General features: G+C 73.7%; 23 protein-coding genes. 13 read left to right on the top strand and 10 right to left on the bottom strand.

Going from position 1 to position 22,542, the window contains the following annotated elements:
* Window positions 1-12 precede the first annotated feature (12 nt).
* Window positions 13-561, bottom strand: a complete 549-nt coding sequence (locus tag OG500_RS03775; RefSeq protein ID WP_329576517.1) for an NmrA family NAD(P)-binding protein — start codon at window positions 559-561, stop codon at window positions 13-15.
* 131 nt (window positions 562-692) lie between these two features.
* Here OG500_RS03775 and OG500_RS03770 point away from each other — a divergent pair, with 131 nt between their 5' ends.
* Window positions 693-1,076, top strand: a complete 384-nt coding sequence (locus OG500_RS03770) for a hypothetical protein (RefSeq protein WP_327064920.1) — start codon at window positions 693-695, stop codon at window positions 1,074-1,076.
* A gap of 59 nt (window positions 1,077-1,135) precedes the next feature.
* Here OG500_RS03770 and OG500_RS03765 read toward each other — a convergent pair whose 3' ends face one another.
* Window positions 1,136-1,369 carry a hypothetical protein gene (locus tag OG500_RS03765; protein ID WP_327064919.1) on the bottom strand — a complete coding sequence of 78 codons (234 nt, stop codon included), beginning with the start codon at window positions 1,367-1,369 and terminating at the stop codon, window positions 1,136-1,138.
* A gap of 237 nt (window positions 1,370-1,606) precedes the next feature.
* Here OG500_RS03765 and OG500_RS03760 point away from each other — a divergent pair, with 237 nt between their 5' ends.
* Both OG500_RS03760 and OG500_RS03755 read left to right on the top strand, forming a co-directional pair.
* A complete protein-coding gene (locus OG500_RS03760; protein ID WP_327064918.1) occupies window positions 1,607-2,536 on the top strand; it encodes a Rieske (2Fe-2S) protein in 930 nt (309 codons plus the stop codon).
* A 97-nt stretch (window positions 2,537-2,633) separates the two neighbouring features.
* A complete protein-coding gene (locus tag OG500_RS03755) occupies window positions 2,634-3,812 on the top strand; it encodes a PP2C family protein-serine/threonine phosphatase (RefSeq protein WP_327064917.1) in 1,179 nt (392 codons plus the stop codon).
* A 3-nt stretch (window positions 3,813-3,815) separates the two neighbouring features.
* Here OG500_RS03755 and OG500_RS03750 read toward each other — a convergent pair whose 3' ends face one another.
* Window positions 3,816-4,346 (bottom strand): general stress protein, encoded by a 531-nt coding sequence (locus OG500_RS03750; RefSeq protein ID WP_327064916.1) that lies wholly within the window; start codon window positions 4,344-4,346, stop codon window positions 3,816-3,818.
* Window positions 4,347-4,580: 234 nt separating this feature from the next.
* Here OG500_RS03750 and OG500_RS03745 point away from each other — a divergent pair, with 234 nt between their 5' ends.
* Both OG500_RS03745 and OG500_RS03740 read left to right on the top strand, forming a co-directional pair.
* Window positions 4,581-5,762, top strand: coding sequence for an FAD-dependent oxidoreductase (locus tag OG500_RS03745; protein ID WP_327064915.1), 1,182 nt, complete (start codon window positions 4,581-4,583; stop codon window positions 5,760-5,762).
* A 93-nt stretch (window positions 5,763-5,855) separates the two neighbouring features.
* A complete protein-coding gene (locus tag OG500_RS03740; RefSeq protein ID WP_329576508.1) occupies window positions 5,856-7,085 on the top strand; it encodes an agmatine deiminase family protein in 1,230 nt (409 codons plus the stop codon).
* A 48-nt stretch (window positions 7,086-7,133) separates the two neighbouring features.
* Here the strand turns inward: OG500_RS03740 and OG500_RS03735 are convergent, their stop codons facing one another.
* The 6 genes from OG500_RS03735 to OG500_RS03710 all read right to left on the bottom strand — a co-directional run bounded on the left by OG500_RS03735 (window position 7,134) and on the right by OG500_RS03710 (window position 13,528).
* Window positions 7,134-8,843, bottom strand: coding sequence for an urease subunit alpha (locus OG500_RS03735; RefSeq protein ID WP_329576505.1), 1,710 nt, complete (start codon window positions 8,841-8,843; stop codon window positions 7,134-7,136).
* Window positions 8,840-9,589: an urease subunit gamma gene (gene ureA, locus OG500_RS03730; RefSeq protein ID WP_329576502.1), complete on the bottom strand. Its 750-nt coding sequence runs from the start codon at window positions 9,587-9,589 to the stop codon at window positions 8,840-8,842. The genes OG500_RS03735 and ureA overlap by 4 nt, the downstream gene beginning before the upstream one ends.
* Window positions 9,590-9,593: 4 nt before the next feature.
* The gene (locus tag OG500_RS03725; protein ID WP_329587392.1) at window positions 9,594-10,760 is read right to left on the bottom strand and encodes an agmatine deiminase family protein; all 1,167 of its coding nucleotides are present in this window, start codon (window positions 10,758-10,760) and stop codon (window positions 9,594-9,596) included.
* A gap of 77 nt (window positions 10,761-10,837) precedes the next feature.
* Window positions 10,838-12,004: an agmatine deiminase family protein gene (locus OG500_RS03720; RefSeq protein ID WP_329576499.1), complete on the bottom strand. Its 1,167-nt coding sequence runs from the start codon at window positions 12,002-12,004 to the stop codon at window positions 10,838-10,840.
* A 311-nt stretch (window positions 12,005-12,315) separates the two neighbouring features.
* Window positions 12,316-12,894 carry a TetR/AcrR family transcriptional regulator gene (locus tag OG500_RS03715; protein ID WP_327064910.1) on the bottom strand — a complete coding sequence of 193 codons (579 nt, stop codon included), beginning with the start codon at window positions 12,892-12,894 and terminating at the stop codon, window positions 12,316-12,318.
* 61 nt (window positions 12,895-12,955) lie between these two features.
* Window positions 12,956-13,528: a TetR/AcrR family transcriptional regulator gene (locus OG500_RS03710; protein WP_327064909.1), complete on the bottom strand. Its 573-nt coding sequence runs from the start codon at window positions 13,526-13,528 to the stop codon at window positions 12,956-12,958.
* Window positions 13,529-13,761: 233 nt separating this feature from the next.
* Here OG500_RS03710 and OG500_RS03705 point away from each other — a divergent pair, with 233 nt between their 5' ends.
* From OG500_RS03705 to OG500_RS03680, 6 genes are all read left to right on the top strand, one after another.
* Window positions 13,762-14,772 carry an agmatine deiminase family protein gene (locus OG500_RS03705; RefSeq protein ID WP_329576496.1) on the top strand — a complete coding sequence of 337 codons (1,011 nt, stop codon included), beginning with the start codon at window positions 13,762-13,764 and terminating at the stop codon, window positions 14,770-14,772.
* A 105-nt stretch (window positions 14,773-14,877) separates the two neighbouring features.
* Window positions 14,878-16,548: an ABC transporter substrate-binding protein gene (locus tag OG500_RS03700; protein WP_329576492.1), complete on the top strand. Its 1,671-nt coding sequence runs from the start codon at window positions 14,878-14,880 to the stop codon at window positions 16,546-16,548.
* Window positions 16,545-17,504 carry an ABC transporter permease gene (locus OG500_RS03695; RefSeq protein WP_329576489.1) on the top strand — a complete coding sequence of 320 codons (960 nt, stop codon included), beginning with the start codon at window positions 16,545-16,547 and terminating at the stop codon, window positions 17,502-17,504. Before OG500_RS03700 ends, OG500_RS03695 begins: the two co-directional genes overlap by 4 nt.
* Complete coding sequence (locus tag OG500_RS03690; protein WP_327064905.1) at window positions 17,501-18,355, top strand: ABC transporter permease; 855 nt, start codon at window positions 17,501-17,503, stop codon at window positions 18,353-18,355. Before OG500_RS03695 ends, OG500_RS03690 begins: the two co-directional genes overlap by 4 nt.
* A complete protein-coding gene (locus OG500_RS03685) occupies window positions 18,352-19,368 on the top strand; it encodes an ABC transporter ATP-binding protein (protein ID WP_329576484.1) in 1,017 nt (338 codons plus the stop codon). Before OG500_RS03690 ends, OG500_RS03685 begins: the two co-directional genes overlap by 4 nt.
* A complete protein-coding gene (locus OG500_RS03680) occupies window positions 19,361-20,161 on the top strand; it encodes an ABC transporter ATP-binding protein (RefSeq protein ID WP_329576482.1) in 801 nt (266 codons plus the stop codon). Before OG500_RS03685 ends, OG500_RS03680 begins: the two co-directional genes overlap by 8 nt.
* A 12-nt stretch (window positions 20,162-20,173) precedes the next feature.
* Here the strand turns inward: OG500_RS03680 and OG500_RS03675 are convergent, their stop codons facing one another.
* Window positions 20,174-20,839 (bottom strand): TetR/AcrR family transcriptional regulator, encoded by a 666-nt coding sequence (locus tag OG500_RS03675; RefSeq protein WP_329576479.1) that lies wholly within the window; start codon window positions 20,837-20,839, stop codon window positions 20,174-20,176.
* A gap of 151 nt (window positions 20,840-20,990) precedes the next feature.
* Between OG500_RS03675 and OG500_RS03670 the strand changes: the two genes are divergently transcribed.
* Entirely contained in the window at window positions 20,991-22,175 is a 1,185-nt protein-coding gene (locus OG500_RS03670) for an agmatine deiminase family protein (protein ID WP_329576475.1), read from the top strand.
* Between the two features lie 194 nt (window positions 22,176-22,369).
* Window positions 22,370-22,522, top strand: coding sequence for a hypothetical protein (locus OG500_RS03665; protein WP_329576471.1), 153 nt, complete (start codon window positions 22,370-22,372; stop codon window positions 22,520-22,522).
* The last annotated feature ends 20 nt before the right edge of the window (window positions 22,523-22,542 follow it).

The raw sequence follows: 22,542 nt of genomic DNA, 5'->3' as shown, positions 1-22,542 counted from the left end.
GCCCGCGGCGGATCACGCCCTGGACAGCTGCTCGCGCAGCACCGTGCCGACGGCTGTGGGGGCACGGCCGAGCAGGGTGGCGAGTGTCGGGTCGACGGTGGCGAACTCGCCGGCACGCGCGGCGGCGAAGATGCCGAGCAACTGGTCCGCCGTCCCCGCGGGGACGCCCTGGCCCACCAGCTGCTCCCGGAAGCGGTCGTCGGGGAGGGTGGTCCGGGTGACGGTGCGGCCGGTGAGCTTGCCGGCGACGGCGGCGAGCTCGTCGAAGGTGAGCGCCTGCGCCCCCGTGAGCGGCGGGGTGGGGCCCTCGAAGCGGCCCTCGTCGGCCAGGACGGCGGCGGCCGCCTCGGCGAGGTCGGCGTGCGCGGTCCAGGCGACCGGCCCGTCCGCGGGGAGCGCGAACCGGCCCGAGCGCGCCGCGTCGCCGAGGAAGTGCGCCGCGCTGGTGGCGTAGAAGCCGTTGCGCAGCGAGGTGAACGGCACCCCGCAGGTGCGCAGGGCCTCCTCGGTGGCGGCATGGTCGCGGCAGGCCTGGAAGCGCGAGGTCGCGCTCGCTCCCATCTGACGGCTTCGCCACGTTCCTCGCCGGCAAGCACATCGACCCCGAGCCCCGGGACCCCATCGAGGACCTGAGGGGCGGCTGGGACGTCGCGGTCGAATTCGGCCTGGCCAACCCCGCGCTGTACACGCTGATGTACACCGAACCCAGCAGGACCGCCTCGGCCGCCTTCAAGGCCGGCATGGAGGTCCTGCTGGGCCGCATCCGGCGCCTGGCCGCCGGCGGCTGGCTCCGGGTCGACGAGGAGCTCGCGGCCCAGATCATCCACGCCACGGCGCGCGGCGCGGTGCTCACCTGGCTCTCGCTGCCCCAGGACCGGCGCTACCCGGCCCTGCTGACCACGCTCCGCGAGTGCATGGTCGCCGCGGTCACCAACCAGCAGCCGGCCGTGCGGGACTCGGGCCCGGCCGGCGCCGCCCGCGCCCTGCGCGCCGCACTGCCCGAGCAGACCAGCCTCAGCCGCGCCGAGCGGCAGCTGCTGGGGGAGTGGCTCAACCGTCTTGCCGCCGAGGGTTGAGCCCCGCGGGGCGCCGGAACCCGCCGGCGCCAGGAGGCCGTTGCCGGGGCGGCCGGGTCTCAGGCCGCCGGTTCGACCGGCCGGTCCTGCTGCTGCGGCAGTCCCCGGGGCAGTCCCCGGGGCAGCGCGCCCGGGCCGGCCGGCTCCGCGGTGCCGGCCTTCGCCGAACCGCTGAGCAGGCGCAGCCGGGGCCGCACCGGAGGGGGCGAGCCCAGCACCCGTTCCTCGAAGCGGCCGAGCAGGAGCACTCCGAGCAGGAGGGCCGGGGGGACGAGCAGTGCGCAGACGATCATGAGGTCTCCTCGACGGGCCGTCTGGTCGGGCTCCGGCTACCCCGTGCGGGCCGCGGCATCCGCCCGGCTTCCGGTGCCGAACGGGCTCGGTGCCCGCCACGGTCCTTCCCACGGCGTGCTCCTCCGCCCGCGCCAGGGCCTCCGCGTGCGGGCGGCCGACAGGTCCGCGGGGCCCGGCTGCTCCGGCCGGCCCACACCGGCGCGCACCGCGGGCCGCGGCCACCCAGGCTGGTGCCCATGACGAGGAGCCTCTTCGACCGCGTGACGGACACCGTCACCGCCGCCGCCGACGAGCCGGGAGCCGCCGCCGAGCGGCTCCTGAAGGCGCTCGACGCGCTGGCCGACGCCCACCAGCTCGACGTCCTCACCGGACCGCTCCAGCGCTTCGTGCGGGCCCTGCCGCTGGGCCGGCTGCGTGCCGTCCTGCACGGACGTCCGCTCGGCCATCCGATGCACCCGATGCTGGTGCAGATCCCGATCGGCGCCTGGTCCTCGGCCGCCGTCCTGGACCTGGTGCCCGGTGCCCGCCGCCACGCCCACCTCATGGTGGCCCTCGGGACGGTCGCCGCCGTGCCGGCGGCGTGGGCCGGCTGGGTGGACTGGGCCGAGCAGCACGAGCAGCAGATGCGCACCGGGCTGGTGCACGCGGTCGGCATGGGTGCGGCGATCGGCCTGTACGGCGGGTCGTGGGCCGCCCGCGGCCGGGGCCGTCACGGCTGGGGCCGGGTCCTCGGCTTCACCGGCCTGACGGTGGCCAGTGCCGGCGGGTTCCTGGGCGGACACCTGGCCTACCGGCAGAGCGCGGGGGCGAACAAGACCGAACCGGTGGCGCACCTGGTCGAACCGGGCTGGCACGCGCTCGGCCCGGTCGACGCCTTCCCGGTCGGCGAGGCGTGCCGGCGCGTCGTCGGCGAGGTGCCGGTGCTGGTGGTGCGCGAATCGGAGCACGCGGTGCACGTCCTGGCCGCCCGGTGCAGCCACTTCTCCGGCCCGCTGCCGGAGGGCGAGCTGGTCGACGGCCGCATCCGGTGCCCCTGGCACGGCAGCGTGTTCCGGGTGGCGGACGGCTGGAACGTGGACGGTCCGGCCACCGCCCCGCAGCCCCGGTTCGACACCCGCACCGACGGCGACGGCACCCTGCACGTGCGGCTGCCCGGCGCCGGCTGACCGGCCGCGGGCACCGGGCACCGGGCTTCAGGCACCGGGCAGTGGGCGCCGCGCCGCACGGTTGGCGGTCGGCGGGGCGGCGACGGAGGGTGGAGCCGTGGACGACAGCGGCTTCTGCGCGCTCATCGCGGACCTCCTGGAGCGATCGCACCGGGTGGCGGCCGAGGAGCTGGTCGGCCTGGTCGCCGAAGCGGCCCGTGCCATGGGCCTGACCGGTGCCGACATCTACCTCGCCGACGTCCAGCAGGAGCACCTCGTCCCGCTCGCGGGCCACGGCCCCGCGCTGAGCGTGGAGCGCACCCTGGCCGGACTGGCCTACCGCTCCCAGAACGCCCAGATCGGCAACGAGCCCGGCACCAGCCTGTGGCTGCCGCTGAGCGACGGCATCGAACGCATCGGCGTGCTGCACCTCGAAGCCACCGGCCCGGTCGGCCAGGACCTCGGGCAGTGCCGGACGCTCGCCGGCCTGGTGGCCCTGCTCATCGTCTCCAAGGGCAGCTACAGCGACACCCTGCAGCAGCTGGTCCGGAGCAGGCCGATGCGCCGGCAGGCCGAACTCGCCTGGGCGTTCATGCCGCCCCGCACCATCGGCACCCGGGCGGTGACCTCCAGCGCGGTCCTGGAGCCCGCCTACGAGATCGGCGGCGACGCCTTCGACCACGCGCTCGGCGAGACCCTGCACCTGACCGTGGTGGACGCGATGGGCCACGACACCGCCTCCGGGCTCTGCGCCGCGCTCGCCGTGGCGGGCTGCCGGGCCGCCCGCCGCCGCGGCCTGGGGACGAGCGAGATCGCCGCCGAGGTGGACCAGGCGCTCGCCCGCTGGGTGCCCGACCGGCTGCTCACCGCGGTCTTCGCCGAACTCGACTTCCGGACGGGGCACTTCAGCTGGGTCAACTGCGGCCACCCCGCGCCGTTGCTGATCAGGCACCAGAACGTCGTCGCCGGTGCCCTCACCCGCCGCGCCAACCTGCCGCTGGGCCTGGGACCCGGCTACCCGGCGCCGGACCCGGCGCTGCACCAGGTCCAGCTCGAACCCGGCGACCGGATCCTCGTCTACACCGACGGGGTCACCGAGTCCCGCTCGGAGGACGGCGAACTCTTCGGCGAGGCCCGCCTCGTGGACACTGTCATCCGCGCCACCGCGGCCGGTCAGCACGCCTCCGAGGCGCTGCGCCGCCTGATCCACGCGATCCTCGGCCACCGCAACGGACGCCTCACCGACGACGCCACCATCCTCCTCGCGGAGTGGCACCCGGCGCCGGACCAGCCCTGAACCTCAGGCGCGGCCGGTCGGTGCGCCGTGGGCCAGCAGGTCCTGGTGGTGCTCGACCTCGGTGGCCGGAGTGTCCTGGAACACCGAGGCCCCCCGGGCCGCGTCCGGTCCGTGCCGGACGACCAGGTAGCTGCCGGCTTCGAGGTGCCCGCGGAACTTGGGGATGTGGCGCTTGGCGATGAAGTGGCCCAGCAGCGCGCCCAGTCCGCCGCCGGTGACCGCGCCCTCGGCCGCCGCCACGGCGCCGGCGGCCAGCGGGCCGAGGACGAGCAGCGGTCCTACGCCCGGCACCAGCAGCAGGGCGGTGCCGGAGAGCACCCCGAACAGCCCGCCGGTCCAAGCACCGGCGGTCGCACCCGATTTCGCGACATCGCCGGTGGTGACGAAGCCGTGGATCTGGGTCTGACTCCGCAGGTCCTGGCCGATCACCGACAGCTCCGAGGCCGGTACCCCCTGGGCGAGCAGGATGCGCACCGCCTCCTCGGCGTAGTGCATGGACTTGTACACCCCGACGGTCGCGTTGACTTCGGCCATGGAAAGGCTCCCTCCATCTGTGCCTTGGCACCGTCGCGTCGCCGCGCCGGTGCACTGCCGCACCCCGCCTACCCGCCCGCCCGGGAGCCACTCCCACGACGCCACGGGCCCGCCGCATCCGCCGGGATGTGACAGCTGTCATCGCGCATCGGTGACGGCCCGCCCTGTCGCCGGGGCCCGCCGGGGCGGCAGGCTGATGGCGGATCAGGATCGTCGAGGGCGGGGAGCAGTGACATGCGGGTGATGGTGGCGGGTGCGGGGATCGGTGGGCTCTGTCTGGCGCAGGGGCTGCTCCGGGCCGGCGTCGACGTACGGGTCTACGAACGGGAGGCGGCGGCGGACAGCCGCTACCAGGGGTTCCGGGTCGGCCTGGGCCCGGTGGGGCTGGCTGCGCTGCGGGAGTGCCTGCCCGACCGGATGTACGGTCTGCTGGAGGCGGTCCTGGGGTCGATCTCCGGCGAGCGCCGGGTGGTCGACCAGCACCTCGGGCTGGTGCGCGAACTCCCGCGGGCCGACGGGGGAGCGGCGGCCGACCGGCAGGTGCTGCGGCTGCTGTTGCTGGCCGGGCTGGGCGACCGGGTCGAGTTCGGCCGGGCGGTGGTCGGGTACACCGAGCGGGCGGACGGAACGGTCGAGGCCCGTTTCGCCGACGGCGGCAGCGCGGTGGGCGACCTGCTCGTCGGCGCGGACGGCGTGGGCTCGCCGGTGCGCCGTCAACTGCTGCCGGACGCCGAGGTGGTCACCGTCCCGGGCAACGCGCTGCTCGGCCGCACCCCGCTGACCGAGCGGTTCGCCGCCCTGGTGCCGGGCTTCGGCACGATCGTGCAGGGACCCGGGGCGAGCATGCTGCTGGGCCGGATGGAGTTCCCGCGCTCGCCGAGGCTCGCGGCGGCCGAGCTGGCACCGGAGGTCGACCTGCCGGACATCGACAGCTACCTGCGCTGGGCGGTCATGCTGCCCGCTCCGCTCGCCGCCGGGTCCGGCGAGTGCGCCGATTCCGCCGGGTCCGGCGGGGCCGGGGCGCCGCTGCCGGGTGACTGGGCGAGCGCCCGGGACGGGCTGCTCGCGCTGGTCGACGGCTGGCACCCGGATCTCGTCGACCTCGTCCGCCACTCCGACGTCCTCAACAGCTCCCCGCTGACGGTCCGTTACGCACGGGCGGTGCCGCACTGGGGTACCCGTCGGGTCACCCTGCTGGGCGACGCGATCCACGTCATGCCGCCCAGCGGCGGCCAGGGGGCCAACACGGCGTTCCGGGACGCCGCCCTGCTCTGCCGTTCGCTCGCCGCGGTGCACCGCGGTGAGGCCGAGCTGCGCGCCGCCGTCGAGGCCTACGAGCTGCAGATGCTCGACTACGGCTTCACGGCGGTCCGCGAGAGCCTGGAGCAGCTGCCGCAGTTCACCCCGGTGGCCTGACGCGGCGCGGCGGATCCTGACTTTTGCGTCAGTATCGTGAGGAGGTCGCCGAACGTGACGGAAGCCGGCTGCCGCGCAGCCAGGAGAGCCGAGGTGCCCGTGGAGATCCGCCATCCCTCCCGACGGTCGTTGCTGCGTTCCGGCGCGGCCCTCGCGGCCCTGACGCTGGTCGAGGGGTGCACGTCGGGTTCGGGTGACGATGCGGGCTCGCCCGGCGTCACACCGGGCGGCACCGCCGCGGCGGGCGGCACGTCCACAGCAGGTGCCACGGCGACGCCGAGCGCGGCCGCCGCCGTGGAGTCGATGCCGGCCGAGTGGCTCCCGCACCTGCGGACGTTCATGGCCTGGCCGGCGCTGGAGGAGGTGTGGGGCAGTCAGCTCCCGGCGGTGCGCCAGGACATCGCGAACGTGGCGATGGCGGTCGCCGGGTTCGAGCCCGTGGTGATGATGGCACGATCCGACCAGGCCGATCAGGCGCGGCAGATGTGCGGCTCCTCGGTCGAGGTGATCGAGCTGACGGTGGACGACCTGTGGGCCCGGGACACCGGCCCGACCTTCGTGACGGGGCCGCAGGGGCTCGCCGGTGTGGACTTCAACTTCAACGGCTGGGGCGGGAAGCAGACCCACGACAACGACAGCCAGGTCGCGAAGAACCTCCTCGCCACGTACGGGATCCGGCGCATCCAGGCGCCGGTCACCGGTGAGGGCGGGGCCATCGAGGTCGACGGCCAGGGCACGCTGATGGCCACCGAGAGCTCCTGGGTCAACGCCGACCGGAACCCGGGAAAGACCCGCGACCAGATCGAGGCGGCGCTGAAGGAGCTGCTGGGCGTCACCAAGGTCCTCTGGTTCCAGGGGGTGGCCGGCCAGGACATCACCGACTGCCACGTCGACGCCCTGGCCAGGTTCGCCGAGCCGGGCGTGGTCGTCCTGCACCGGCCGGCGGCGGGCAGCCCGCCGGACGTCTGGTCCCAGGCGTCCGACCAGGCGCTCCAGGTGCTCGACTCGGCGACCGACGCGAAGGGGCGCAAGCTGCGGGTCGTCGAGCTGACCGAGCCGGACCCGGACAAGATCGAGGGCGAGGGCAAGGACTTCCTCGCGACCTACATCAACTACTACGTGGTCAACGGCGGTGTGATCGCACCGAAGTTCGGCGACCAGAGCGCGGACGACCAGGCGGCGGGGATCCTGGCCGACCTCCACCCCGGGCGCAAGGTCGTGCAGGTGTCGATCAACGCGGTCGCCGCCGGGGGCGGCGGGATCCACTGCTCGACGCAGCAGCAGCCGGCCGCCCCCGGCTCCCCGGGCGCGTCGCCGTCGTGACGATCGGCGCCGGGCGGCGGAGCGAGGTCCGTCGACACGCGGCGGGTGTCAGAGGAAGTACAGGCGGCTGAGCGGCACCTCCTGCGCGGGCTCGGAGCGCACCGGTGCGCCGTCGAGCGTCACCAGGCCGTCGCGGGGGTCGACCAGGACCTCGCCCAGGCGGCCGTTGCGGACCATGTCGGCCGGGCCGATGCCCCGGCAGCCCCGGACCGCGACCCGGCGGCGCCGGGTGGCCATCGCGTCGTACGGTCGCCCGAAGGAGCCGGACTCGGCCGCGGCGCGGCTGACGAAGGCGACCGACAGGTCGGCGGCCGTCGCGCCGTGCGCGCCGAACAGCGGTCCGAGGACGAGCGGTTCGCAGGCCTCGGTGGCCGCGTTCGGGTCGCCCGTCACGCCGTAGGCGGGGAACCCGGCCTTGAGGACCATCTGCGGCTTCGCGCCGAAGAACGCGGGCCGCCAGAGCACCACGTCGGCGAGCTTGCCGACCTCGATCGAGCCGACCTCGTGCGAAAGGCCATGCGCGATGGCCGGGTTGATGGTGAGCTTGGCGATGTAGCGCAGCACCCGGGCGTTGTCGTCCGCGGGCCCGTCGCCCTCCATCGGCCCGAGGTCGGCCTTCATCTTGGCCGCCACGGCGAAGGTGCGCCGGACGGTCTCGCCGGCCCGGCCCATGCCCTGGGCATCGGAGGAGGTGATGCCGATGACCCCGAGGTCGTGCAGCACGTCCTCGGCGCCCATGGTCCCGGCACGGATGCGGTCGCGGGCCATCGCCGCGTCGCCCGGCAGATCGGTCTTCAGGGCGTGCACGGAGACGATCATGCCGTAGTGCTCCGCCACCGCGTCCCGGCCGAACGGCAGGGTGGGGTTGGTGGAGGAGCCGATGATGTTCGAAACCCCGGCCATCTTCAGCACGTTGGGCACGTGTCCGCCGCCGCAGCCCTCGATGTGGAAGGCGTGGATGGTGCGGCCCTCCAGCACGGCGACGGTGTCCTCGACCGAGAGGCACTCGTTCAACCCGTCGGTGTGCAGCGCCACTTGGACGTCGTGCTGCTCGGCCACCCGCAGTGCGGTGTCCAGTGCGCGGGTGTGCGCGCCCATGTCCTCGTGCACCTTGAAGCCGCAGGCGCCGCCCTCGGCCAGCGCCTCCACCAGCGGGCCCTGCTCCGAGGACGAACCGCGCCCCAGGAAGCCGATGTTGACCGGCCAGGCGTCGAAGGCGTTGAAGGCGTGCCGCAGTGCCCAGGGGGAGTTGACGCCCACGCCCCGGGCGGGGCCGATCTCCTGGCCGATGATCGTCGTGACGCCGGAGGCGAGCGAGGCCTCCATGATGCGCGGCGACATCAGGTGCACATGGGTGTCGATGGCGCCGGCGGTGGCGATCAGGCCCTCGCCGGAGACGATCGTGGTGCCGGTGCCGACCACCACCTCGACCCCGTCCAGGGTGTCCGGGTTGCCGGCCCGGCCGATCGCGGCGATCCGGCCCTCGCGGATGCCGATCGAGGTCTTGCGGATGCCCTGGACCGGGTCGATCACCAGCACGTTGCTGATCACCACGTCGCAGGTCTCGCGGACGGTGGCGGCCTTCAGGTGCAGCCCGTCGCGGGCGGTCTTGCCGAAGCCGACCAGGAACTCCTCGCCCGGCAGCTGCGAGTCGGACTCGACCCGCACCACCAGGCCGGAGTCGCCCAGGCGCACCCGGTCCCCGGCGCGCGGGCCGTGCACGGCCGCGTACTCGTGCGGTTCGATCGTGGAGCTCACCGTTCGTCCTCCAGCTCGTCGCCAAGAGGGGCTTCGGCCAGGGCCCCGAGATAGCCGCACGCGGCGGCCCGGCGCAGCGCCTGCTGCTTGGCGCCCGGGGCATCGAGCGGGCCGTCGACCAGCCCGGCGAAGCCGATCGCGACGCGGGCGCCGCCGATCGGCACCAGCGCCACCTCGACCGTGGCGCCCGGGTCGAAGCGGGTGGAGGCCCCGGCGGGGGTGGCCAGCCGCATGCCGTAGGCGGCGGCGCGGTCGAAGTCGAGGCGGGGGTTGGCCTCGAAGAAGTGGAAGTGCGAGGTCACGCTGACCGGCACGCCGGCCGTGTTGCGGACCGTCAGGCCGCGGACCGGCTGCGGCACGTACGCGGTGTCGGGGCCGGAGGTGCCGGAAGCGTCGAAGGTGCCGGAGGTGACGGCCCCGGGCGCCGCCTCGCCCAGGCTGCCGCCGCCGAACGGGTCGGCGACCACCGCCAGCCGGGTGCCGTCGGCGAACACCGCCTCGACGTTGACCTCGGTGACCAGGTCCGGCACGCCCGGCAGGACGTCCTGCGGGCCGAGGACCTGGCGCCCGCGCTCGATCGCCCCGGCCAGCCGCAGGCCGTCGCGGGCCGCCTCGCAGACGGTGTCCGCGATCAGCGCGGTGGCCTCGGGCACGTTGAGCCGCACGCCGCGGGCGCGGCGGGCGCGGGCGAGTTCGGCGGCGGTGAAGATCAGCAGCCGGTCGCGCTCGGTCGGAGTCAGCTGCACGGCTTCACCCGGCCGGCTGGTCGTGGGTGGAGCAGTGGATGCCGCCGCCACCGGAGGCGATGGTGTCGATCCGGACCGGGACGATCTCGCGGTTCGGGACGTGGTCCTTCATGATCTGCTGCGCCTGGTCGTCGGCCTGCTGGTCGCCGAAGAGCGGCAGGTAGACGCCCTTGTTGCCGACGTAGAAGTTCATGTACGAGGAGACGAAGGCGTCGCCGCGGCCGGTGATCCGGTCGGGGTCCGGCTGTGGGATCTCGATGACCTTGAGCTTCTTGCCGGTCGCGTCGGTGGCGTCCGCCAGGACGGCGCGGGCCTGGTCGGCCGAGCGCGACCAGACGTCCGCCGGCATGCCGGGGAAGGCCTGGTCCAGGAAGACCACGCCGGGGGCGGCGAACCGGGCCAGGCAGTCCACGTGCGCGTCGGTGATGTCCTTGCCCCGCACGCCGGCCAGCCAGATCACCTTGGTGACCCCGAGCGCCTTCTTGAGCTCGGCCTCGACCTGGTCGCGGCTCCTGCCGGAGTTGCGGTTGTTGTTGACGACCGAGCTCTCGGTGATCAGCAGGGTGCCCTGGCCGTCGGTCTCGAAGGAGCCGCCCTCGGCGACGATCGGGGTCTGCATCCGCTCGATGCCGTACTTGGCCAGCACCGCGCGGGCGATGCCGGCATCGTTCGCGTGCTGCTGCTTGCCGCCCCAGCCGCTGAAGTTGAAGTCGACGCCCTTGACCTTGCCGCCCTCCTCGACGAAGACCGGCACGGTGTCGCGCGCCCACAGGTCGTCGACCGGGGTCGAGAAGACCTCGACGTTCGAGCCGCAGGCGTTCTTCGCCCCGCTCTCCTGGCCGGGCCGCACCAGCAGGACCACCGGCTCGCGGCTGCCGATCGCCCGCGCCACGCCCGCGATGTCCTTGCGGACGGCGTCGAGCTGCTCGCCCCAGACGTCCTGCGAGGCGGGCCAGGCCATGAACGTGCGCGCGTGCTTCTCCCACTCGGCCCCGAGCCGGCGACCGGGCGCCGCGCCGCTCGCCCCGCCCGGCTGGGGTGAGCCGGAGGGCGGGCCGGCATCGGCGGTGTCGTCCAGGTCGTCGGGTCCGGTGCAGGCAGCCGCGCCGAGCGCGACGACGCCGGCTCCGGCGAGGGACCGCAGCATCGTGCGGCGGGAAAGGGCGGACAGGGCCACGTGGTTCTCCGGGGGTGCGGTGGAGCTGGTACGGGGGAGGCGCGCCGGAGCGCGGAGTCGTCGGACAGGCCCTACGGGAGCGGTTCCTGCATCGTCGAGCAGTGGATGCCGCCACCGCCCGCCATCAGGCGGTCGACGTCGAGCTGGACGACCTCGCGGCCGGGGAAGGCCGCCTCCAGGGTCCGCTTGGCCGCCGCGTCCTTGTAGCCGTCGCCGAACTGGGCCGCGATGACAGCGCCGTTGACGAGGTGGAAGTTGAGGTAGGAGTCGACGAAGTCGGCGCGCTTGGAGCGCACGGTGTCCGGACCCTCGACGACGATGACCTGCAGGCGGCGCCCGCGCGCGTCGGTCGCGGTGTTCAGGATGGCGAACTGCTCGCGCGCGTCCCGCGCCCAGACGTCCTTGCGCCCCTCCGGCGGCAGTTGGACCAGCACCAGGCCCGGGCGCACGAACCGGGAGGTGACGTCGATGTGGTCGTCGGTGATGTCCTGGCCCTTGATGCCGGGCACCCAGATCATCTTCTCCGCGCCGTAGGCGTCGAGCACGGCCGCCTCGACGTCGTCGCGGCTCCAGCCGGGGTTGCGGTTCTTGTTGACCAGGCTGCTCTCGGTCGCCAACACCGTGCCGTCGCCGTCGGTCTCGATCCCGCCGCCCTCACCGACGAACTCGGCGCGGACGAAGGGCAGGCGGCTCAGGCGGGCGAGGTTCTCGGCGACGTGGGCGTCGTCGGTGTGGACCTGCTTCCTGCCCCAGCCGTTGAAGTTCAGCCCGACGGCCTGCAGCCCGCCGTAGCCGTCCCGCCGGAACACCGGGGCGATGTCGCGCATCCACAGGTCGTCCGTCGGGATCGAGTCGATCACGTGGACGCCGGGGCCGCAGGCGTGCTGGGCCTCCTCGGCCGAGTAGTCGTCCGGCGCGCACATGACCACGGGCTCGTAGCGCGCGATCGTGCGGGCGATCAGCGCGATGTCCTCCTGCACGCCGCGCAGCCGGCGGCCCCAGACCGACGTGCGGGACGGCCAGGACATCCAGGTCCGGGCGTGCGGGACGTCGTCCATCGGCACCCGGGGGCGCGGGGCGCCGCCGCCGTCGGCGAACGCCGGGGAGGCGCCGAGGACCTGCGAGCCCAGGGCGAGCCCGGCGGCGCCCAGGCCGGCGGTGCCGAGCAGGGTGCGGCGGGACGGGGCGGCGCCGAAGAGGCGCTCACCGAGCGAGGGGCGCGAGTACGGGTCGGTCATGGGGGTCTCCAGGTCAAGTGTGGCTCGGGCCAGGGGCACCGACGACCGCCCGGATCGGCGGGGGAGCGGTCGGCGGTATGCGCTTGAAGCGGCTACGGAAGCGGCGACGGAAGCGGCTACGCCTAGCTGGCGGGCCGGGAGGTGCACTCGAACCTGCCCGGGTCTGGCGATGGGCCCACTGTCGCACTGACTGAAAAGTCAGTCAAGTTCTGAGCTGCGAGGATGCCGGCGGGCGGTACCGGCGGGGCGCATGCCGAGGCCCCGGGCGGATGCCCGGGGCCGGGGGGATGCCAGGAGGGGGCCGGGACGGCCTACGGGCGCAGGCGCGCCACCTCGGCGTCGACGGCGGCGGACATCAGGCTGCGCGCGTGCTCCAGCGGCAGCCCGCCGCTGAGCCAGCGCACGCTGAGCCCCTCCAGCAGGGCGGTCAGCCGCTCGGCCGCGCCGGCCAGCGCCACCGCCGACCCCAGGGGCTGGACGCGCCCGAGGATCGCGGCGATCTCCTGGACCCAGACGAGGGTGGCCCTGGCCAGGTCCTCGCGCAGCTCCGGCTCGAAGACGGCGCTGGCGCGCAGCTCCCCCCAGGCGGTGCTGTTCTCCCGCACCTCGGGGGTGTCCTGCAGCTCCAGCAGCAGGGCCTGCTCCAACTCCTCACGGGCGCTGAGCGGTTGGCCGCCCTCCAGCTGCTGCCTGGTGTAGCGCTCGGCGCGGTCGCTGATGAACTCCAGCGTCTGGCGCAGGATCCCCGTGCGGTCCTTGAAGTGGTAGTAGATCAGCGCGGTGGACACGCCGGCCTCCGCCGCGAGCTCCTCCACGCGAAGACCGCGGACTCCCCGCCGCGCGATCACCCGCGCGGCGGCCTCCATGATGACTGTTCGACGACCTGCCATGGCTCGATACCCTACGCGACCTGCGGGCCTCCTCCTGACCGGAATGCCAGGCGGCACGAGGTCAGCAGGCGCCCAGCTCGGTGTCGATGGCGCCTTCGAGCAGCTGCCGGGCGTGGTCCAGCGACAGGGAGCCGCTGAGCCAGCGCACGCTGAGCCCCTCGGTGAGGGCCGTCAGGCGCTCGGCGGCGGCCGCGTGCGCCGGGGCGGTGCCCAGCGGGTCGGCGCGGGCGAGCAGGTCGGCGATCTCGTGGACCCAGGTGTGGGTGGACCGCGCCAGGTCCTCGCGCAGGTCCGGTTCGAAGACGGCGCTGGCGCGCAGTTCGCCCCAGGCGGTGCTGTTCTCCCGCACCTCGGGGGCGTCCTGCAGCTCCAGGAGGAGGACCTGCGCCAGGTCGGCCCGCGGGTCGTCGGGGTCCGCGCCGGGGATCGGCTGTGCCGTGTACCGGTCGGCGCGGTCGGTGATGAATTCGAGCGTCTGGCGCAGCATCCCGGCGCGGTCGGTGAAGTGGTAGTAGATCAGCGAGGTCGAGACCCCCGCCTCCTGCGCCAGTTCGCCCACGCGAAGTCCGCGCACGCCGCGCCGCGCGATCACGCGGGTGGCTGCCTTGAGTATCTCTGTCCGGCGGTCCGACATGGACTTACTCTAGCCGAAAGGCTTGACTGAATTTTCAGTTCAATGAAGGATGCGGGGCACACCCCAGCTCCCGTTCCCCAGCCGGGAGTTCCGACGGCCGGCCGGTGAGCCTCCCAGCCCCGGCCCCGGCCCCACCCTCCGCCGGCCCCGGGCCGCCGTCCGGTCGCCACCGGTCGGCTCCACCCGGCCGAGCGCCGCAGGCCCGTACCAGACCCGTTCAGGAAGAGGTTGCCGTGACTTTCCGTATGCCCGCCGAGTGGACCGAGCACGAGCGCTGCCTGATGGCCTGGCCGGTCCGCCCCGACCTGTGGGGCGCCACCCTGGAGGAGGTCAAGCACGAGTACGCGGCGGTGGCCCGCGCCATCGCGCAGTTCGAACCGGTCACCATGGCGGCACCGCCCGGGTACGGCGCGGAGGCCCGCGAGCGGTGCGGCGAGGGCGTCACCGTCGTGGAGCTGGCGATGGACGACTCCTGGTTCCGCGACTCCGCGCCGATCTTCGTCCTCGACGAGCAGGGCCACCGCGCCGGTGTGGACTTCCGGTTCAACGCCTGGGGCCGCAAGCACCACCCGTGGGACGCCGACGACCGGGTGGGTGCACTGCTCCTGGCGCACCTCGGGGTGCCGGCGATCCGCTCCGAGATGATCCTGGAGGGCGGTGCGATCACCGTCGACGGCGAGGGCACGCTGATCACCACCGAACAGTGCCTGCTGCACCCCAACCGCAACCCGGGGATGGGCCGCGAGGAGATCGAGGCCGAGCTCAAGGCCCGGCTCGGCGTCAGCAAGGTCGTCTGGCTGCCGTACGGCGGACTGCTGGACACCGAGACGGACGGGCACGTGGACGGCGTCTGCGCCTTCGCCGCCCCCGGCCGGGTCGTCGTCCAGCTGCCCGCCGACCCCGAGCACCCCGACTACGCGCGGATGCGCGCCAACCGCGCCGTCCTGGAGCACTCGACCGACGCCCAGGGCCGTCCGTTCGAGATCGTCGACCTCCCGCAGAGCGCCTGGGTCGAGGTCGACGGCAAGCGGACCGAGGTCGGCTACCTGAACTACTACCTCGCCAACGGCGGTGTCGTGGTGCCCGTCGCGGACCACCCCGAGGACGAGGGCGCGCTGGCCGCGCTGGCCCGCGCCTACCCGGGGCGCAAGGTCGTCGGGGTGCGTGCCCGGGTCATCGCGTACGGCGGCGGCGGCATCCACTGCATCACCCAGCAGGTCCCGGCCGCCGACGCGACGGCCTGACCCGCCCGCCGGACACCCCCACCGGCCGCACCCGCCGGACACCTTCCCTCGCGGACACCCTCGCTCGCGGACACCCTCCATCGGACACGGAAAGAGGAAGCGCCGATGCCCCCCACCCCACCGCGCCCGGCCAGACGCGGGAGGCACGCCAGCGCGATCAGCGCGATCGCCCTGGCAGCCTCGGCCCTGAGCGCCTTCGTCCTGGTCGCCGCCTGCGCCGGTCCGCCACGGGCGGGCGGCACCGCCGGCCAGGGCGCCTACGCGCTCTCGGCCGGCACCCCGGCCGCCAAGGGCGAGATCGACTCCTTCAGCTGGGCCCTGTACGCCGAGCCGCCGACGCTGGACTACCTCCAGGCCTTCGACTACCCGCAGAACACCATCCTCTCCAACGTGTGCGAGAGCCTGATGCGCTGGACGCCCCAGCTCAAGGAGGAACCCGGCCTGGCTTCGAGCGCCACCAACCCCGACCCCACCACCTGGGTCTTCGACCTGCGCTCCGGCGTGAAGTTCCAGGACGGCGGCGTGATGACCGCCGACGACGTGGTCTTCAGCCTCAGCCGGCAGATGAACCCGGACAACGGCGGCGCGTGGGCGAACGTCTTCCAGAACGTCGACGGCATCACCAGAACGGGACCGCTGCAGGTCACCGTCAAGCTCAAGACCCCCGACTCGCAGTTCCCGCAGTACATGGCCACCGCCGCCGGCGTGGTCGCCAGTGCCCAGGGCGTGCAGGCGGCCGGCAAGGACTACGGCACCAGCGGCAGCCTCGACTGCACCGGCCCCTACCGGCTCGGCAGCTGGACCAAGGGCCAGTCGGTCGAGCTGGACCGCTTCGACGACTACTGGGGCACGAAGGCCAAGTCGAAGAAGGTCGTCTTCGAGTTCCTCACCGACCCCTCCGCCCGCACCAACGCGCTGCTCACCGGCGAGGCCGACGGCGGCTACCTCATCCCCACCGAGAGCTACGCCCGCCTGAAGACCAGCAGCGCCGGCACCCTCTACTTCGGCGAGGGCCTGAGCACCGTCAACGTCAACATCACCAACATGCAGGGACCACTCGGCGACGCCCGGGTCCGCAAGGCGCTCTCGCTGGCGATCGACCGCACCGGATTCGTCAGCACCGGCCTGGGCGGCAACGGCACCCCGACCACCTCGCTGACCGCCAAGGCGGTCTGGTCCACCGCGGACCGGGCGACCCGGCAGACGGCGCTCGACGGCCTGCAGCCGACCGCGCCGGACATCGCGCAGGCCACCCAGCTGGTCAAGGAGGCCGGCGCGAGCGGCAAGACCCTCACCATGGCCACCAGCTCGATCGGCCAGGACATCTCCCTGCTGGCCACGGCCGTGCAGTCGGCGGGCACCAGGATCGGGCTGAACATCCAGCTGAAGACGATCGCCCCGGACGCCTTCACCGCGCTGTTCACCGACCCCAAGGCGCGCCAGGGCATCGACATGTTCCCCGAGACGTACTACCTGTCCATCACCGACCCGATGGACCTGCTCACCAACTTCCAGACCGGCTCCTACCAGAACTACGCCGGCTACAGCGACAAGGGCTACGACGACCTGGTCGAGAAGGCCGTCGGCAGCTACGACCCGGCCCAGCGCCTGGCCATCGAGGCCCAGCTCAACAAGCAGGCCTCCGACCAGGACCTGTGGATCCCGGTCGCCGAGTGGCCGACCTCGCTCTTCATGAACAAGCGGATCACCGGCGCCCCGACCACGATCTCCTACATGTACTACCCGTGGGCCGCCGACGTGGGGGCGGCCCGGTGAGCTTCGTACAATTCGCCCTGCGGCGGCTGCTGGAGATGGCCGCCACCCTGCTCGGCGCCTCTTTCGTGATCTTCGGTGCGATGTACCTGGCGCCCGGCGATCCGGCGAGCTTCCTGCTCTCCGGGCGCTCGGCCTCGCCGGCCGCACTGGCGGCGATCAACCACCAGTACCACCTGGACGACCCGTTCGTCGTGCGCTACCTGCGCTGGCTCGGCCAGGTGCTGCAGGGCGACTTCGGGCGCTCGATCGAGTACCGCACCGACGTCTCCAAGCTGCTGGCCGACCGGCTGCCCAGCACCCTGCTGCTGGTCGCGATGGCGCTGGTCCTGGTGGTGGTGGCCGGCCTGGCGCTCGGCTGGATCGGCGCCGTGCGCGGCGGGGCCATCGACTCGACGATCCTGGTCAGCACCACCATCGCGGTCGGCACGCCGTCCTTCGTGGCCGCCATCCTGCTCCAGGGGCTCTTCTCCGTCCGGCTCGGCTGGTTCCCCACCGGCGGAACCGGCCACGGCTTCGGGGACATGGCCCGGCACCTCACGCTGCCGGCCATCGCCCTGGCCCTCTACCTGATCGGGATGCTCGCCCGGGTCACCCGCGCGGCCATGCTCGAGCAACTGGGCAGCGAGCACGTGGCCGTGGCCCGCAGCCGCGGTGTGCCCGAGCGGCAGGTGATCTGGCGTCACGTGTTCCGCAACGCGCTCGGCACCGTGCTCACCACCGGCGGCCTGATCGTCTCGACCCTGATCATCTGCACCGTCCTGGTGGAGTCCGCGTTCAGCATCGGCGGCATCGGCCAGCTGCTCGAACTGGCCACCACCACCAAGGACTTCCCCACCGTCCAGGCCATCTCGCTGCTCATCGTCGGGCTGTTCATGACCGTGAATCTCCTCGTCGACCTCGTCTTCCCGCTGGTCGACCCCACGGTCGCCCTCGGCGCCCGGAGGTCCACCGCATGACCACCGCCCTCACCCGCCGCCCCGGCCTCGCCCGCCTGCGGGCCGCCCGGCAACCGCTCTACCTGGCCTGCGCCGGCTTCGTCCTGCTGGTCGTCCTCGCGGCGGTGCTCGCACCCTGGATCGCCCCCGGCGACCCGAACACGGTCGACCTCGGCAACGTGCTCGCCGGGCCGTCCGCCGACCACCTGCTCGGCGTCGACGCCGCCGGGCGCGACACCCTCTCCCGGCTGCTGCTCGGCGCCCGCACCTCGTTGATCGGCCCGCTCGGCGTGGTCGTCTTCTCCACCCTCGCCGGCGTCGCGGTCGGCGTCACGGCGGGCTGGCGCGGCGGCTGGCTGGACTCGCTGCTCTCGCGCGCCACCGAACTCGTCTTCGCCTTCCCCGGGATGCTGCTCGCGATCCTCATCGTCACGGTCTACGGCGAGGGCCTGCTCGCCCCCGTCCTCGCCCTGGCGATCGCCTACCTGCCCTACGTCTCCCGGCTGACCCGCTCCCTCGTCCTCGCCGAGCGGGAACGCCCCTACGTCGCGGCCTACCAGGTCCAGGGCCACTCCGCCGTGCAGATCTGCCTGCGGCACGTGATCCCCAACATCGCGCCCGTGGTGCTGGCCCAGTCCACCATCAACTTCGGCTACGCCCTGATCGACCTCGCGGGCCTGTCCTACCTCGGACTCGGCGTGCCCGCGCTGACCCCCGACTGGGGCCGGATGGTCTTCGACGGGCAGACCGCCGTCCAACGCGGCTACCCGCTCTCCGCGATCCTGCCCTGCCTGGCGATCGTGCTGACCGTCGTCGCCTTCAACGTCGTCGGCGAACGCTGGGCCGACCAGGTCGCCAGGAGGGACCGATGACCCGCACTCTCGACACCCGGGACGCCCCCGACGCGCCCGACACCCTCGCCATCAGGGACCTGCGGCTGCACCTGCCCGGCACCGCCCGGCCCGTCCTCGACGGCGTCGACCTGCACGTCGCGGCCGGTGAAACCGTCGCCCTGGTGGGGGAGTCCGGCTCCGGCAAGACCCTGACCTCGCGCACCGTGCTCCGGCTGCTGCCCAAGGGCGCCCGGGCCGAGGGCGAGGTCGAGGTCGGCGGCGAGAACGTCCTCGCGCTGGATGCGCGGCAGTTGCGCACGCTGCGCACCGGCCGGGTCGCGATGATCTTCCAGGACCCGCGGGCCGCCATCAACCCGCTGCGCCGGGTCGGCGACTTCCTCACCGAGAGCGTCCGTCTGGCCGGGACCACGACCGCGGAGGACGCCGCCCGCCGGGCCGCCGAACTCCTGGCCGCCGTCGGCCTCGACGACTCCGTGCTGCGCCGCTATCCCGGCCAGCTGTCCGGCGGCATGCTGCAACGCGTCATGATCGCAGCCGCCCTGATGGGCGATCCCGTGCTGCTCCTGGCCGACGAGCCCACCACCGCCCTCGACGTCACCAGCCAGGCGGAAGTCATCGCGCTGATCAGTGAGTTGAAGGAGCGGTTCGCCACCGCGCTGCTCTTCGTCACCCACGACCTCGGCCTGGCCGCCGCCATCAGCGACCGGGTCTATGTGATGTACGCCGGGCGGATCGTGGAGACCGGTCCGGCCGAGACCCTGTTCGCCGGCCCCCGCCACCCCTACACCCTCGCGCTGCTCGCCGCCACCCCGCAGCTGACCGCCCCCGGCACCCGGCTCGCCGCCATCGACGGCCAACCGCCGGACCTGCGTCAGGAGTTGACCGGATGCCCGTTCGCTCCGCGGTGCCGCTTCGCGACCGAGGTGTGCACCACCGAGGCGCCGCAGCCGCGGGCCGCCTCCGGTGCACCCGGCCACCTGGCCGCGTGCCACCACAGCGACCGCCTCGCAGAGAGTGCCGCCGATGCCTGACGCCGTCCTCGAAGTCACCGGCCTGCAGCGGTCGTTCGGCGGTGTCCGAGCGGTCGACGACGTCTCCTTCAGCCTCCCCGCGGGGGGCTCGCTCGGGATCGTCGGCGAGTCGGGCTCCGGCAAGACCACCACCGCGCGGATCATCGTCGGCCTGGAGCGGGCCGACGCCGGGCGGGTGCTGCTGCAGGGACGCGACCGCACCGAGCACGCCCGGGGCAGGGCCGGGCGCCTGGCACGGGCCCGGCAGATCCAGATGGTCTTCCAGGACCCCTACCTCTCCCTCGACCCGCGCACCAGCGTCGAGGCGGCGCTGCGCGAAGCCCTGCGCCTGCACTTCCCCGGGGCCGACCACGGCCGCCGGATCGCCGAACTGCTCGACCAGGTCGGCCTCGGCACCCGCGCCGCGAGCGCGCTGCCCCGCCAGCTCTCCGGCGGCCAACGTCAGCGCGTCGCCATCGCCCGCGCGCTGGCCCTCGAACCCGCGGTCATGGTCCTGGACGAGGCCGTCGCGGCGCTGGACGTCTCCGTGCAGGCCCAGGTGCTCAACCTGCTCGCCGACATCCGCGAACAGACCGGCATCGGCTACCTGTTCATCACCCACGACCTCGGCGTGGTGCGCTGCGTCACCGACGACGTGATCGTCATGCGGCACGGCAGGATCGTCGAGTCGGGGCCCACCGCGCAGGTGCTGGCCGCGCCGGAACACCCCTACACCTGGCTGCTGCTGGACTCCGTGCCCCGACCGGGCTGGGACCCCCGGCGGATCGCCGCGGCCCGGCGGGCACTCCCCTGAGGCCAGGTGGGCTCAGGACCTCTGCGGCCCGCTCGCGGCCAGCGCGCCGACCAGGCCGCGCAGGACGCGGGCGGTGTCCAGCCGCGGGTCCAGGGACTGGATGGCCGCCAGCCCGTCGACCGCCCCGGCGACGGCCTCGCCCAGTGGGCGCGGGTCGATGCCGCCGCCGCGCTCCTGGGCCAGCACCTCGAAGAGCCTGACGAAGCAGGACCGCCAGCGGCGGTACTCCGCGTCCAGGGCGACCCGCACGCGCTCGTCGTGGAGGGCGAACCAGTGCAGCGCGGAGTGCAGCCGGGCCAGGTCGGTGGCCTCGGGCTGGGTGAGCAGCGCCAGCACCCGCTCGGCGCGCTCGGCGAACGTGCCGGGGGCGTCGACGGCGGCCGCCAGTGGGGCGATCCACTCCGGCCGGATGTCCTGGACCACCGCCACGATCAGATCGGTCCGGTCCGCGAAGTGGTAGTGGCACATGCCGTGCGAAATCCCGCACGCCGCCGCCACGTTGCGGGTCGTGAACCGCTCACCGCCCGCGACCGCCAGCAGGGTCCGCGCGGCGGCGATCAGGCGTGCCCGGGTCTGCTCGCCCTTGGCCGAGGCCCGCGCCCGGCCGGGCGGCGCCGGCGGGAGGGCGGGGCCGTTCCCGGGAGTTGCAGGGCTGACGTCCTTCGCGCGCGCGACCATGCGGCAACTCTAACGAGTCCGCGTCGGCACGCCAGGGCGAGTTGCCGCTCATCGCGGGGAGTTGCTGTGAGAACTCTTGACCGAGCGCTTGGTCAGTTTTATGTTCCCGGTCAACCGTGGTGAATCCACGGGCAGTTGACTGGAGGACGAGATGAACGAGCACCAGGAGCCCCGGCCGCGCGCCGGGCTCGGCAGACGCGGATTCCTGACCGCCGCGGGCCTCACCGCGGCCGGCGCCGCACTCACCGCCGCGACCGGCGGCCGGGCGATGGCCGGCCCGCGCCGCACCCGGGCGGTGGCGGGCGCAGCCCGGGCAGCGGCCACGACCGGCTCCTACGTACCGCTGGACAGCCTGCCGCACACCCGGACCTGGATGGCCTGGCCGGACAGCACCAGCATCTGGCGCAACCAACTCAGCGGCGTCCAGTCCAACATCGCGCTCGTCGCCCGGACCATCGCCGGGTACGAGCCGGTCATCATGGTCGCCAACTCGGCGAGCGTCGCCAAGGCCCGCTCGCTGTGCGGCTCGGGCGTCACGGTGATCGGCTCGATCCCGGTCGACGACTGCTGGATGCGCGACACCGGCCCGATCTTCCGCACCGACGGAGCCGGCGGACTCGACGCCGTCGGCCTCAACTTCAACGGCTGGGGCGGCAAGCAGAACCCGCACCAGAACGACGCCCTGGTCGCCCAGCGGATCGCCGCCTACCTCGGCATCCCCTTCACCGCCGCCGGGCTCGTCTGCGAGGGCGGCGCCATCGAGACCGACGCCGCCGGCACCCTGATGGCCACCCGCAGCAGCATCATCAACGCCAACCGCAACCCCGACCTGTCACAGACCCAGATCGAGGCCGCCATGTGCGCGGCCTACGGCGCCTCCACGGTGATCTGGTTCCCCGGCATCAAGGGCCAGGACATCACCGACGACCACGTCGACGCCACCTCCCGCTTCCTCGGCGCCGGCCAGGCCGCCGTCCAGATCCCGCAGCCGCGCGACACCGACATCTGGTCCAACGACGAGCGCCAGCAGGACCAGATCCTCTCCGCCGCCACCGACGCCGACGGGGACCCGATGGCGGTCAGCCAGATCCAGGGCCCGAACTACAACCTCATCCGCTCCACCAACCCCGACTTCGTCGGCTCCTACGCCAACTACTACCTCTGCAACGGCGCCGTGATCTCCGCCCAGTTCGGCGACACCCGCGCCGACGCCGAGGCCAGGTCCACCCTGGCCGACCTCTTCCCGGACCGGACCGTCGAACAGCTCGACATCGACTACATCGGCGCGGGCGGCGGCGGCATCCACTGCGTCACCCAGCAGCAGCCGCAGGTGTAGGAGGGTGAGGGGCCGGGGGTTCCTGACGCGCCCGGCCCCGCAGCGACGGCGGTTCACGTCTCCACTGTCACGCTCCCCGCCCGCCGGTCAGGGGCGGCCGAGGGCGTGGACGGTCCAGCCGCCCGCGCGCCAGCGGTCGGTGTCGAGGGTGCCGCGGGCGTCGATGACCTGGGGGAGCGCGATGTGCCGCCGCCATGCCGCCCGGGGTGTTCACCCGCTCGGTCGGCATGCGCCTCGCGATCGTGGGGACCGCTCACCTCCACACCGCCCTCGCCCCCTGGCGCCGCGAGCCCCGCGTCGCCGAGTTCCTCCACCGGACCCGCAAGGAACTCGCAGTCGCGGCGTGAGGCGACCCGCGGTGCCCGTC

The organism is Kitasatospora sp. NBC_01250 (assembly GCF_036226465.1).
In the GTDB taxonomy this organism is placed as follows: Bacteria; Actinomycetota; Actinomycetes; order Streptomycetales; family Streptomycetaceae; genus Kitasatospora.
The sequence above is the reverse complement of the archived record's forward strand: the minus strand, read 5'-3'. Positions and strand labels throughout refer to the sequence as shown.